Raw genomic sequence first — 14,327 nt, forward strand, 5'->3', positions numbered from 1 at the left:
AAACTACTAATTTCGTGCTGTTTTATAAAAAAGGAGGGTGTTTTTATATGGAAAAAGTAAATTTTTTTAATAATGAATTATTTCATGAAAATGCAGAGAAAACTTTTTTGATACACAAAAATAAAATAACAGAATTTCTACCAAAGGCCGATATCCAGCATGTTGGTAGTTCAGCAATTCCGAATAGCCTTACTAAAGGTGATTTAGACATCCAAGTACGTGTTAGTGCTGAACAATTTTCGAATGCAGTAGAACTTCTATCTAATTTATATGAAAGTAATGATGGAAGTGTCAAAACAGATACATTTAGGGCATTTAAAGATGATACAACTATACCTCCTTTAGGAGTTCAATTAACTGTAATTAATTCTGAGTTTGATTTCTTTTGGAAGTTTAGAGAAGTTTTATTGGCAAATAATAAATATCGAGATGCATATGATAAATTGAAGAAAGAATACGAAGCCAAATCAATGGATGACTATCGGGAAGCTAAAGATATCTTCTTCCAAAGATTAATGGAAACGCCTGAGTTTAAGAAATTGAGTTAAGTAATGGAGAGCTACTTAAAAATTGGTAACGGTAAAAACAATTTGATAAACTTGGAGAACAAAGCGAAAACTCCTCTCGTGGTTTGACTTAGCAACAATTGCGATACGTGAGTTTTCGCTTTTATTGGATATAAAATGTGAAATTATTGGATTATACAAGGAAATCATCATTTAAAGATTTTAACTCTGAAGACTTATAACCTTACATAACCAGTTGAATGGGGAGGTTATCACCATATGACGACAAACATTATTATTCAATCAAAATGTATTCCACCGAGTCCGTCCAATCATTGTATTAGTAGAGCTACATTAATGAGAACATTAACTAAAAGCTTAGACCATACTTGCACACTCATTCATAGTGGCGCTGGATATGGCAAAACAACTATCCTTACACAATTTCTACATGCACAATCAAGCAAATTTTCCTGGTATAGTGTGTCGGAGGAAGATGATAATATATTGCCGTTTTTAAGGCATTTATTTTTTAGTATCAAACGTATTGTTCCGAGCTTTGGTCAAGAATTTGATGCATGGAATCAATTATCCCGTTTTCCGAAAATAGAGGAACTTAATCGTTGGTTTAAGCTATTTGTCAATAGTTTATGTGAAATCGAAGTGCCGATGTTAATTGTCATTGATGACTACCATCTTGTCGATCATGAATTTCATATTAATTATGTGATGGAAAAGATAATTGAGTTTTCACCACCGAATATTCATTTTATCATCGCCACTAGAACGTTGCCGAATTGGGATATTACGAGAAAATTAAAGCTACAAAAAAAATTACTCGTTATTTCAGAAGGTGAATTAGTGTTTTCTTCAGAGGAGATCGCTGTTTTTTTCGAGGAATATGTAACAGTGCATTTAACAGAAGAAGAAATATCTAAGGTTTTAGAAATTACAGAAGGTTGGGCAATTAGTATTTCTTTATTAGCAGAGCAATGGAACAATGAATCCTTAGAGCATTGGCTAAATGTCTCTACTAATGATCTATTCACCTATTTATCAGAGGAAGTGTATGTTAAAATGTCAGCATTCGAGCAAGAAACGATACTAAAGCTGGCGATTTTTCCCACGTTTTCTGAGGAGTTTATTGCACAATTTTATGGTTCGGAAATAGCAGAGGCGTTAAAACTATTTGTACAGCGACATTTATTTATTCAACCGATCACAACGGATGGTTTATATCGTTTTCATGCATTGTTCATTCGCTTTTTAGAGCTAAAATGGCGACAAAATGCTTCACAATATATTGCATTACATAAACAAGCAGCATTGTATTATGTAAAAGAGCACAATATACAAGCTGTTCTTCATCATGCATTTAAAACGAATGAACAGGATTTTTGTGGTGAATTATTACAAAATCATGCTGAAAGTCTAGTTCGTGCAGGACAATTTGAGTGGCTATTAGAAAAAATAAATCGATTTTCAGCTGATGAAAAATCGAAATATTACAAATTATATTATTTTGAAGGTGAGTGCCACCGCTATCGTGCTTTTTATGAAAGAGCGAAGCAGTCCTATGAACATTGTGCAAGCATCGCGAAAAATAAGAATGATTATCTCTTTATGACGAAATCGCAAGCAGGTTTAGCACATATTTATCTTGATACAATCCAGCCAGCATTGGCAGAGCCATATTTGAAAAAGGCATTAGAGCTAGCGAATCATACACCGTTAAATGAAGAGGAACTTCTCGAATTGCAACGCCAGTATGCAGAAAATTTGGTGAATTTAGGGAGGGCTAAAGGTGGACAAATTTTTATAGGTGAGGTTGCTTTGACGGAGGATGTGCTACAAAGAGCAAATGTCGATGTTCGAATATTGTTAAGAACAGGGCAGCTACTAGAAGCAAAGGAATTACTGACGCAGCGGTTGGAATTACCGCCACAGCTTGTCGCGACACATAGAGAGAGTGAGCTGTTGGCATCATTTGTCTATGCGTTATTAGGGCTGGGGAAGGATGCATGGTATGCTGCTCAGCATGGGATTCGTAGGGGGTTACAGGAAAAATCAGTTTTTATTGAGGCGGTTGGTTATATTCGCAAAGCACATGCTTTACTATTAATAGATTTTCCGGACTATCAAGGAGCCTGCAATGCTTATGAAAAAGCGCTTACATTGTTGAATACTATTAATATTTCTCGCGTAAAGGCCGAACCGTATATGGGACTAGCAATTGTCAAACATGCACAAGGAGATATTGTTTCTGCTAAAAAATATGTAGCTCTTGCATTACGGGAAACGGAGCAAGTTCAAGATGCATGGATGACCGCTCTTATATTAATCGCCGAGGTTAAAATTATTATTTCACAACAGGAATTTGCACAAGCACAGCAATTATTAAAAAAGGCACAGCGACTATTCCACGACTGTGGCGATCAAAATGGTGAGATGCATGTTCTATTTTTTCAATCTGTCATTGCCTTCAAAGAACATAATCTTCAACAATTCAATCATTATTTTCAGCAGTTTGCCCAGTTATGCATCAATAATGGCTATGACTACTTTTTACAAAGGAAGACTATTCTCGGTCCGCAAAATCGGATAATTTTTTATGAGCTTTTACAATTTAGTAGAAAATGTGATGGAGAAAATGCCGCTATTTTAGCAATGCGTAACTATTTTCAAGTAGAGGACAATATTGTTTATCCACATGAGGAAGTGCGGGTGAATTTATTCGGAAGCTTGGATTTAATAAGAGATCATCGAAAGCTTGAAGATAAAGAATGGCAGCGCGATAAATCGAAGGAGCTCTTCGTCTATTTATATTGTCATCGCCACCGTTTTGCACCAAAGGAAGAGATGGCACAGGCATTATGGCCAGAGCGGAATGTTAATTCGCTCGATCGGGATTTCAAAGTTGTCTTGAATACGTTATTAAAAGTTCTTGAGCCAAATAGAAATGCGCGTCAGGACAGTTTTTTTATTCAGCGTAAAAATAATATGTACCAATTGCAGCAAATTCAAATTTTGCAAATTGATGTCGAACGCTTCCATTACTTTTATGAATTAGGGATGGAGGAATTCGATCCGCAATTGTCAAACGAATGGCTGCATCTTGCTGAAACAAGCTATACGGATGCACTTTATGCTGAAAAAAAACAATTAGATTGGCTTATACAGGATCGTGAAAAGTTACAGTCATTATATATTGAAGTACTTGAAAGATTAGCACAAAATGCGACGAGACAACAAAATTATAAGCAAGCTATTTTTTATGCTGAAAGAATGATACGTGAGGATCCATTATGGGAAGAAGGTTATCGGTTGTTGATGTATAGTTACTATCAATTACAAAACCGCTCCCTTGCGTTAAAATGGTATGAAAAATGTGTGCAGCAATTAAAAAATGAACTAAATACAACACCGATGGAATCGACGATGGTAGTTTATGATTTAATAATGGGCTAGTGTATATTGGGTATCACGGGGGTGATTTTTCGCTGGGCGTTTGCGCTGACGCTTCGCTTTCGTGCAGAGCAAAGCGTCCTGGGATCGTCCAATGAGCGCTTCGCCGCGCTCCAAGGTCTCATCTTTGACGATGATCCCCATGGAGTCGCCCAGTCTCCACGCCAATCAACCGATCCCTATAAGAATAAACCGAACAACTTTTGAAGAACATTTATTTATAAAAATATTGGAGGAACTACTATGTCATTTTGTAAGGTAAGTAAGGCGAGTATTTACTATGAAATAATAGGGACCGGAACACCAATCGTTATGCTCCATGGATATTCGCCAGACCATAGACTAATGAAGGGATGTATGGAGCCTGTTTTTGCAGAAAGGGAGGGCTGGAAACGAATCTATATTGACCTCCCTGGGATGGGCAAAACGACAGACTACGAAAAGATCAATAATTCAGATGAAATGCTAGAGGCCGTAGTAGAACTAATTCACTCATTACTACCAAATGAACGTTATTTATTGGTAGGAGAATCATATGGTGGATATTTAGTACGAGGAATTTTGAGGGAGTATCATGAACAAGTTTTAGGGGCTGGGTTTATATGTCCACTGATTATTCCTAATAAACAAAGTCGAACAGTACCAGTACAAAGTATTGTTGCGGTGGATAAAGAGTTTTTATCGACATTAACGAAAGAGGAACTAGAGGATTTTAGCTCACATCTTGTTGTTTTAGATGACTATAATTGTCATCGCTATACAAATGAAGTGTTAGCAGGTCAAAGAAACGCAGATGTAGAATTTTTAGAAAAAATCCAAGGAAGCTATCGTTTTTCTTTTCCTGTAGATGAAATTTCATTTGATAAACCTTGCTTATTTTTGCTGGGTAAACAGGATTCAATGGTTGGCTATAAGGACGCTTTTGCCATTTTAGATAAATTCCCAAGAGCAGCCTTCACCATTTTAGATAAGGCCGGGCATAACTTGCAAATTGAACAAGCAACATTGTTTACGAGTCTTATGAGTGAATGGTTGGAGCGGGTAGAAGAATTTAATAATTAATCTTTAGGGCTAACTATAAGGATTCACCAAATTAGGTGAGTCCTTTTTAACTATAAATTTCTAAAAGATTCCGATAAATCGATAAAACATTCCGATAAAATCAGAAATTGTTCCGATAAAAAACAATTTTATTCCGATAAATCTCACTTTACTTCAAAAAAGGGCGGCAGCTAAGATTTGAGTACATGAAGGTCGATATTTTTTAAAAGTTGGGTGATAAATTGAAAAACTTGGTCGATAAACAATCAAAATTTCTCGATAAATCTCAAAAATGTTTCGATAAACCTTCATCCCTGGAAAAAACACACTTATGTTGTAACTAATTTGTAACTGAAGTTTTATATAGTGTTTTCATAGCAACGAAAGCGCTTTCTTTTAGTTCATTATGAAAGGGGTTTTGGGATGAGGAAGCATTGGTTATTTGTGCTTTTATTAATGCTGACGATGTTGATGGTGGCTTGTAATTCAGAGGGGACGAAGGATAATTCAACAGATAGTAAGGCTTCAGAGGATGAGACAAAAGGGACTGCTGGGGGAGGGGGCACGATTAAAATTGGTGTGCTTGCGTCATTGACGGGTGCCCTTGAGTCGTATGGGAAACAAACAAAGAATGGCTTTGAATTAGGGATTGATTATGCTACAGGAGGCACGATGGAAGTTAACGGTAAGAAAATAGAAATTGTTTATGAAGATACAGAAACAAAGCCTGAGGTTGCGGTACAAAAAGCGACAAAGCTATTAGAAGATGACAAGGTTGATTTCTTAGTAGGTTCCTCTAGCTCAGGTGATACGCTTGCTGTTCTACCTCTGGCGGAGGAATACCAAAAGATTATGGTGGTAGAGCCGGCAGTAGCGGATAGCATTACGGGCTCAGAATTTAATAAGTATATTTTCCGTACAGGTCGAAATTCTTCCCAAGATGCTTATGCAGCGGCGGCAGCGATTGCAGGAAAGGGTGTTAAGATTGCAACGTTTGCACCGGATTATTCTTTTGGCTGGGATGGGGTGAAGGCATTTAAGACTGCTGCGGAAAAGCTAGGCGCAGAAATTGTTTTAGAGGAATATGCCGATCCAGCAGCAACTGATTTTACGTCCAATTTGCAAAAAGTAATTGATAAAAAACCAGATTATTTATTTGTTGTATGGGCAGGTGCAAACTCACCGTGGAATCAAATTGCAGATTTGAAGATTCAAGAAAAGGGCATAAAAATTTCAACGGGTGCACCAGATATTATTGCATTAAAGTTTATGAATCCGTTAATTGGTATGGAAGGTTTCTCCGTTTATTATCATACGTTACCACAAAATGATATCAATAAATGGTTAGTTGAGGAACATAAAAAACGCTTCAATGAAGTTCCAGATTTATTTACGCCAGGAGGCATGTCTGCAGCCATCTCAATTGTAGATGCGCTGAAAAAATCAGATGGTAATACGGATGCAGAAAAACTTATCGGCATTATGGAAGGGATGTCATTTGAAACGCCTAAAGGAAAGATGACTTTCCGAAAAGAAGACCATCAAGCATTACAGTCGATGTATTCTATCCGTCTGGAAAAACAAGATGGTGCAGACTATCCGGTACCAGTGCTAATTCGTGAGCTTAGCCCTGAAGAAACGGCACCGCCAATTATGAATAAGTGACAATACGAGACAGATATTTTTCTGTCTCTCTTCACCCACTTTCGAATGAGAATGGGTGAAGAGAGATAGAAGTACTTGAAAGGAGAATACGATGGAACCTATTTTACGAACAGAAAACTTAACTATTCGTTTTGGCGGACACACAGCTGTCGACCAGGTGAATTTTAATATGCCGGAAAAACATTTGAAATCAATTATTGGACCGAATGGAGCTGGGAAAACAACCTTCTTTAATTTGCTTAGCGGAGAATTAAAGCCGACTGCCGGGGATGTCTATTTTAAAGGACAATCGCTTGCGCAAAAATCAGCGATTGAAAGAACGAGAATGGGGCTAGGGCGCTCTTTTCAAATTACGAATGTTTTCCCGAACCTGACAGTATTAGAAAATGTCCGTCTGGCTGTGCAATCCAAGGAGAAAGTTCGTTTCCAATTATTTCGGCATTATAAAAGTTATAAGGCGATTACAGAAAAGGCGGAGGAACTATTATCACTCGTCTTGCTTGACAATAAAAGAGATGCGCTCACGACAATGCTGTCCCATGGGGAAAAGAGAAAGCTTGAGATTGCGATGCTGTTAGCACTTGATACGGAAATCCTCTTACTCGATGAACCAACGGCAGGTATGTCCTTAGAGGAGGTGCCGACAATTTTAGAGGTGATTCGCACGATTAAAAATCAAGGTGATAAAACCATTCTCCTCATTGAGCACAAGATGGATATGATTCTAGATTTGTCGGATTCGATTATGGTGCTATTTAGTGGCCAGCTTATTGCAGATGGAACACCGGAGGACATCATGAAAAACGAAACCGTACAAAATGCATATTTAGGAGGTCTGTACGATGAACACCTTACTGAAATTAAATGATGTCCACACATATATCGGTCAATATCATATTTTGCAAGGGGTCAATTTTGAGGCAAAGGAGGGGCAGGTAAGTGTACTGCTCGGCAGAAATGGTGCAGGCAAAACGACCACCTTAAAAACGATTATGGGGTTAACACCTGCTTTAAAGGGAGAGGTAGAATTTCGCTCACAATCTATTAAAAAAAGCCCGACCTATAAAGTGGCAAAATTAGGAATAGGTTATGTACCAGAAAACCAAGGGATTTTTGCAGATTTAACCGTTGAGGAAAATATGAAAGTGGCCATGCGTAAAGAAGATACGGCTACTTTAGAGCGACAAAATTATGTGCTGGAGCTGTTTCCTGATTTGAAGAAATTTTGGAAGAAGGCGGGCGGACATCTTTCGGGTGGTCAAAAACAAATGCTGTCCATGGCAAGGGCATTTATCAATGATAGTAAATTAATGTTGATTGATGAGCCTTCTAAAGGACTAGCGCCGATAGTGGTAGAGAAAGTAATGGAGGCCATCGTTGAAATGAAAAAGCAAACGTCCATCATTCTTGTTGAGCAAAACTTTATAATGTCGAGCCGAATTGGTGATACGTATACGTTGATCGATGATGGTAGAACAGTTCACTCGGGCAACATGCAGGATCTTATCCATCATGAAGAATTAAAACGAAAATATCTTGGAATCGGATAAAAGGTGGTGTACTTATTGGAGCTATTCGTCAATCTACTCATTAATGGCCTGGCAACTGGCATGTTAATTTTTTTACTGGCGGCAGGTCTGACGTTAATTTTTGGATTAATGGATGTTTTGAACTTTGCTCATGGGGGGTTATTTGTTTGGGGGGCTTATGCTGGCATATTTACGTATATGTTCACTGAGAGCTTTCTCATTGGCGTTGTAGGTGCCATCGTAACAGGAGCTTTACTCGGGCTCATTACTGAAAAATTAATTATTACACCTGTGTATGGCAATCATATTCAGCAAATTTTAATTACATTAGGGCTGATGCTTGTGCTACAGGAGTTGATTAAAGTTGTTTTTGGTCCAAATGGTGTGGCAGTAAAAACACCGAGCTACTTAACAGGCAGCTGGGAAATTGGGGACGTTATTATTATAAAATATCGATTATTTATTATTGTAGTAGGTTTTATCATTTTCAGTATTTTTCAATACATGTTAAAGAAAACGAAAATTGGGCTAATCGTTCGAGCGGGTGTACAGGATAAAGAAATGGCACAAGCACTCGGCATTCATATAAAGCGGGTATTTTTATATGTTTTTATGGTTGGTGCGGCACTCGCAGCACTTAGTGGCATGTTAATGGCTCCGTATTCAGGTGTTATCTATGCGGAAATGGGCATGGAGTATGCGATTCTAGGTTTTATCGTTGTCGTAATCGGAGGAATGGGCAGTTTTTCAGGCTCGCTATTGGCAGCAATTTTAGTCGGTTTAGCAGGTAGCTTCATGGCTTATTATGTGCCAGTGCTATCGCTTGCAGTCAATATGATTTTAATGGCCATTGTTTTAATTTTCCGTCCACAAGGTTTATTTGCTATGAGAAAGGAGAGATCGAAATGACAATGAGGCAATCATTGCAGCATCTATGCTTTTTCCTCATAGTAGCGATTTTAGTACTTCTCCCTTTCGTTTATGATTCAAGGACGCTCATCATTTTATTAACGCAAATCTTTATTTTCGGTATTTTAGCGATGAGCTATGACATTCTCCTTGGCTATACAGGTATTGTGTCGTTCGGGCATGCGATGTTTTTTGGTTTAGGTGCCTACACAACGGCAGTTATGCTGAAACAAATGGAGCCAACACTTGCAACATTTTTATTATCAATCGTAGTCGGCATGTTGCTAACAGGCTTTATTAGCTTCTTAGTAGGATTATTGACACTGCGATTAAAAAGTCATTTCTTTGCGATGCTGACATTATCTTTTTCGGGACTATTTTTAGTAGTGGCAGAAAAATGGCGTTCTGTTACATACGGAAATGATGGTTTTACGTTTAGAGCACCCGAAATGTTTAGAGATCGAATGACGTTTTATTTCATCGTGCTAGCATGCTTAGTCGTTATTTTTATTGCGCTAAATCGTTTCGTTCACTCGCCAACTGGTCGAATTTTAATTGCTGTTCGAGAAAATGAACAACGAACAAAATCATTAGGCTATAACACCTTGTACTATAAAGTGATTGCATCAATTGTTGCTGGAACCGTTGCAAGTTTAGCAGGCTCCTTATATGCTGTGTCACTACGATTTGTCAATACGAGTGTGATGACAATGGACATTACGCTTGATGCATTATTAATGACAATTATTGGTGGTGTGGGCACATTAGTTGGACCTTTATTAGGGTCGGCTGTTATTGAATATGCCCAGCATGCACTATCGGGGTTAGCTCGTGATTATCCAATATTTGAACGATGGATTATCTTTTTTGGAATTCTTTATATTTTAGCTGTTATCTTTTTCCCAAAAGGAATTATTGGATCACTGCGCTTGATGTTTTGGAAATGGCGATTAAAGCATAAGGACCAAAATCAAACATCGGTTGTCCCGTCGCAGGAGAAGGAGCGATTTGAATGACAGTAGGCATTGTAAGCACAGGAATCTATATTCCACAAACGAAAATGACCTCTAAAGAGATTGCGAGACTTTCCAATATTCCAGAGGATATTATTCGACAAAAAATGGGCATCTATGAAAAGCCTATTCCTGGTGAGCAAGATCATACGGTTCAAATGGGGATATGGGCAGCGCAGGACGCTATACGCAAAGCTCAAATCGACCCGAAAGATATTGATGTTGTCATTTATATGGGAGAGGAGCATAAGGAGTATCCCTTATGGACTGCCTCGATAAAAATGCAGGAGGAGCTAGGGGCCGTAAATGCTTGGGCATTCGATGTGCAATTAAGATGTGGCACGACCATTATGGCACTAAAACTAGCGAAAAGCTTAATGGCGTCGGATGATTCCATTCAGACGATCCTCTTAGCTGGTGGCTATCGAAATGTTGATTTTATCGATTATGGCAATCCTCGAACACGCTTTATGTACAATTTAGCAGCTGGTGGTGGCGCTATCTTGTTACAAAAAAACTATGACAAAAATCGGTTATTAGAGGCGGATATTATGACGGATGGCTCGTTCTCAGAGGATGTAGTCGTGCCTGTCGGTGGTACAAAAAAACCTTTAACGCCTTCTGATTTAGAAAATAATTTGTATCAGCTCGATGTGATCGATCCGATTGGGATGAAGGAGCGCCTAGAGCAAAAATCTTTAAGTAATTTTTTGAAGGTAATTCGAACATCCTTGGCGAAAAGTGGATTAAATGAGGGGGATATTCGTTATTTAGCGATGCTTCATATGAAAAAATCAGCGCATGACTATATTTTATCTGAACTCGGCCTGCAGCAGGAGCAATCCATATATTTACGAGAGTATGGTCATATTGGACAGATTGACCAAATAGTATCATTGCAGCTGGCGTTAGATGAAGGCCGTATCCATGATGGAGACATCGTCACACTTGTTAGTGCAGGTATTGGTTATGTCTGGGGAGCTATTACGATTCGATGGGGATAAGGGGGAAATGCGATGTTAAAAACTGTTCAGCTATCTAATGGAGAAACGATTGCTTATCGTAAACGCCAAGGGGGAGAACGAATTTTATTACTTATTCATGGCAATATGACATCCTCCAAACATTGGGACGTTCTAATCGATGCGTTGGATGAAAAATATACAATTTATGCACTGGATTTACGAGGTTTTGGTGGTTCATCTTATCATAAACCAATTTCTGCGATGAAAGATTTTAGCGATGATGTGAAGCTTTTTGTGGACGTCATTCAATTGAAACAGTTTGACATGATTGGCTGGTCAACGGGCGGAGCTGTATGTATGCAGTTTGTCGCACAGTATCCAGGCTATTGTCAGCAGCTTATTTTACTAGCTTCGGCATCTACGAGAGGTTACCCATTTTACACGGATTTAGGTACTGGCAATCAAGCAGCATTAAAAAGGGCATTTAGCTATGAAGAAGTACTCGTCGATACATTTAAAACAAAATTAGTACAGGGCTTCTATGATTCGAAAAATGTGCAAGGCTTACAGTCGGTCTGGAACGCACTTATATACACGCATAATCAGCCTAGCCCGGAGCACTATCAGTCATATGTGGAGGATATGTTGACGCAACGAAATTTAGCTGAAGTTTATCATGCATTAAATGTCTTCAATATAAGTGCTGTTAATCATGAGGTCGCCAAGGGCACTCATGAGGTTCAACACATTACCATTCCCGTTTTAGTGTTAAGAGGGGATCGTGATTATGTCATAACAGAAGGAATGAATGAAGAAATAATGCTCGATTTAGGCACGAATGCACAATTCGTCAGTTTAAAAGACTGCGGTCACTCCCCATTAATTGATGATTTACCACAGCTTACAACTGAAATTGAAGCATTTTTAGAAATTGGAGGAAAAAATTATGCGTTTAAACAATAAAGTTGCCATTATTACAGGAGCAGCGAACGGGATTGGCTATGCTGCTGCTGAACGATTTATTGAAGAGGGTGCATTCGTTGTCATTGCAGATTTTAATGAAGAAGCGGGCATTTCAGCTGCCCAGCAATTAGGTGACCAGGCATTATTTGTGCAAGTAAATGTTGCAGATAGGGAAAGTGTCAAGAAGCTAGTGACAACAGTTATAGAGCATTCGGGTCGAGTTGATATTTTAGTGAATAATGCAGGTATTACTCGTGATGCAATGTTAACAAAAATGACGGAAGATCAGTTTCAGCAGGTGCTTGATGTGAATTTGACTGGAGTATTTCAGTGTACACAAGAAGTAATTCCACATATGATTGCTGCCGGTGGGGGGAAAATTATTAATACATCCTCTGTTAGTGGCGTCTATGGCAATGTTGGCCAAACAAATTACGCTGCCGCAAAGGCCGCTATTGTTGGCATGACCAAAACATGGGCGAAGGAATTAGGGCGCAAAGGTATCAACGTGAATGCGGTTGCACCGGGCTTTACAGAAACAGATATGGTGAAAAAAATGCCTGAAAATGTGCTAGCACAAATGCGCTCCATCGTACCACTGCAAAGATTAGGAACACCTAGAGATATTGCCAATGCTTATTTATTTTTAGCATCTGATGAGGCTTCCTATGTCCACGGTCACACGCTTCATGTGGATGGAGCAATTATGATGTGATAAGGAGGCTTTCAAGATGTTTGTAGAGCAATCCTGGATTTTAAAACGTGCAACTCTAACACCTAAACGTTTAGCATTGGTGAACTTAGAAACAAAGGAACAGTGGACTTATCAGCAATTAACAGAGGAAATCACTAAATGGAGTCATTTTTTTGAGCGCCAAAACTTGCAGGCTGGGAGTCGTGTAGCCGTATTTGCGAAAAATCATATTCAGCTTTTTGCTGTCCTATTCGCCTGCGGATTAAGAGGCCTTATTTACGTGCCATTGAATTGGCGTATGAGTACGACGGAATTAACTGATATTTTGACGGATGCTACGCCTTCTTTACTGCTTTACGATGAAGAAATAAATTGCCCTTTATCTTTCGAAAACATGCATTCCCTTCGTGTAGCTAATGAAGGAGCTACGCTAACCATTCGAGCAGTAGACCTTAATGACCCTTGGCTAATGATTTATACAGGGGGCACAACTGGTAAGGCGAAAGGTGTTGTCCTATCCTTTAATTCTGTTAATTGGAATGCGATAAATACAATTATTAGCTGGGGCTTGAGCGATAGTGATTGTACGTTAAATTATATGCCGTTGTTCCATACAGGTGGTTTGAATGCCTTATGTATACCGCTGCTAATGGCTGGCGGTACAGTTGTTATTGGTGATAAGTTTGAGGCAGAAAAAGCTCTAAAAGCGATTAATCAGTACAAGACAACGATTTCGCTTTTTGTGCCGACGATGTACCAAGCGATGATTGCGGAGGATTACTTTAAGAGCAGTAGCTTCCCTTCCGTGAAAGTTTTTTTATCAGGGGGCGCACCATGCCCGTATCCAATATATGACGCATTTTTCAAGAAGGGACTATTTTTTAAAGAGGGCTACGGTTTAACAGAAGCGGGGCCTAATAATTTTTATATTTCACGAGAGGCCGCTTATTTAAAAAAAGGTGCCGTGGGGAAGAGCATGCAATTCAATGAAGCTAAAATTATCAATAGTGCAGGAGAAAGCTGTGCACCAAACGTAGTCGGAGAGCTATTAGTTAGAGGGAAGCATATGTTTCGCTTTTACTGGAATAATCAGCAGGAGACTGAAAAAATCATTCAAGATGGGTGGTTAAAAACTGGCGATTTAGCAATGATGGATGATGATGGTGATTTTTACATTGTCGGTCGCAGTAAAGAGATGATTATTTCTGGTGGAGAAAATGTTTATCCTCAGGAGGTAGAGCAATGCATTTTACGCCATCAGCGAGTGCAAGAGGTTGCGGTGATTGGAATGGTGGATGATTATTGGGGTGAAATCGTGGTGGCCGTTATCGTTTGCCGGGATAAGCAAGATACTATATTAGAGGAAATCAAAGAAATCTGTAGTAAGTATTTAGGTCGCTACAAAATTCCAAAAAAGATTATGTTCATCGATGAATTGCCAAAAACAAGTGTTGGAAAGATCGATAAAAAAGTATTACAAATGTATGTGAAAGCTGCGAATTAAGCCAGCTGCAAAAAAATATTTACTGAATAAAGATAAAAAACGCTTGGATATCCAGGCGTTTTTTGCTGCTATT

Annotated in this window: 12 protein-coding genes; all 12 read left to right on the forward strand. The window is 38.7% G+C overall.

The features are described from left to right. Positions 1-47 precede the first annotated feature (47 nt). Positions 48-548, forward strand: coding sequence for a GrpB family protein (locus PVA17_RS02540; protein ID WP_132360711.1), 501 nt, complete (start codon positions 48-50; stop codon positions 546-548). Positions 549-785: 237 nt separating this feature from the next. Then, the gene (locus tag PVA17_RS02545; RefSeq protein WP_274066793.1) at positions 786-3,974 is read left to right on the forward strand and encodes a BTAD domain-containing putative transcriptional regulator; all 3,189 of its coding nucleotides are present in this window, start codon (positions 786-788) and stop codon (positions 3,972-3,974) included. 240 nt (positions 3,975-4,214) lie between these two features. Beyond that, positions 4,215-5,033, forward strand: a complete 819-nt coding sequence (locus PVA17_RS02550) for an alpha/beta fold hydrolase (protein ID WP_132360708.1) — start codon at positions 4,215-4,217, stop codon at positions 5,031-5,033. Positions 5,034-5,435: 402 nt separating this feature from the next. Continuing rightward, positions 5,436-6,677 (forward strand): substrate-binding domain-containing protein, encoded by a 1,242-nt coding sequence (locus PVA17_RS02555; protein ID WP_132360707.1) that lies wholly within the window; start codon positions 5,436-5,438, stop codon positions 6,675-6,677. Positions 6,678-6,768: 91 nt separating this feature from the next. After that, positions 6,769-7,545, forward strand: a complete 777-nt coding sequence (locus tag PVA17_RS02560) for an ABC transporter ATP-binding protein (protein WP_132360706.1) — start codon at positions 6,769-6,771, stop codon at positions 7,543-7,545. Continuing rightward, a complete protein-coding gene (locus PVA17_RS02565) occupies positions 7,520-8,227 on the forward strand; it encodes an ABC transporter ATP-binding protein (RefSeq protein WP_132360705.1) in 708 nt (235 codons plus the stop codon). Before PVA17_RS02560 ends, PVA17_RS02565 begins: the two co-directional genes overlap by 26 nt. Before the next feature lie 15 nt (positions 8,228-8,242). Continuing rightward, a complete protein-coding gene (locus PVA17_RS02570) occupies positions 8,243-9,115 on the forward strand; it encodes a branched-chain amino acid ABC transporter permease (protein WP_132360704.1) in 873 nt (290 codons plus the stop codon). Continuing rightward, a complete protein-coding gene (locus tag PVA17_RS02575) occupies positions 9,112-10,131 on the forward strand; it encodes an ABC transporter permease subunit (RefSeq protein WP_132360703.1) in 1,020 nt (339 codons plus the stop codon). Before PVA17_RS02570 ends, PVA17_RS02575 begins: the two co-directional genes overlap by 4 nt. Next, on the forward strand, positions 10,128-11,132 hold the full coding sequence (locus tag PVA17_RS02580; RefSeq protein WP_274066794.1) for a 3-oxoacyl-ACP synthase: 1,005 nt from the start codon (positions 10,128-10,130) through the stop codon (positions 11,130-11,132). The genes PVA17_RS02575 and PVA17_RS02580 overlap by 4 nt, the downstream gene beginning before the upstream one ends. A gap of 12 nt (positions 11,133-11,144) precedes the next feature. After that, positions 11,145-12,056: an intracellular short-chain-length polyhydroxyalkanoate depolymerase gene (gene phaZ, locus PVA17_RS02585; protein WP_274066795.1), complete on the forward strand. Its 912-nt coding sequence runs from the start codon at positions 11,145-11,147 to the stop codon at positions 12,054-12,056. Next, the gene (gene fabG, locus PVA17_RS02590) at positions 12,040-12,771 is read left to right on the forward strand and encodes a 3-oxoacyl-ACP reductase FabG (RefSeq protein ID WP_132360700.1); all 732 of its coding nucleotides are present in this window, start codon (positions 12,040-12,042) and stop codon (positions 12,769-12,771) included. Before phaZ ends, fabG begins: the two co-directional genes overlap by 17 nt. Positions 12,772-12,787: 16 nt before the next feature. After that, the gene (locus tag PVA17_RS02595; protein WP_132360698.1) at positions 12,788-14,254 is read left to right on the forward strand and encodes a class I adenylate-forming enzyme family protein; all 1,467 of its coding nucleotides are present in this window, start codon (positions 12,788-12,790) and stop codon (positions 14,252-14,254) included. Positions 14,255-14,327: the final 73 nt, after the last annotated feature.

The organism is Lysinibacillus sp. CNPSo 3705 (assembly GCF_028674935.1).
In the GTDB taxonomy this organism is placed as follows: Bacteria; Bacillota; Bacilli; order Bacillales_A; family Planococcaceae; genus Lysinibacillus.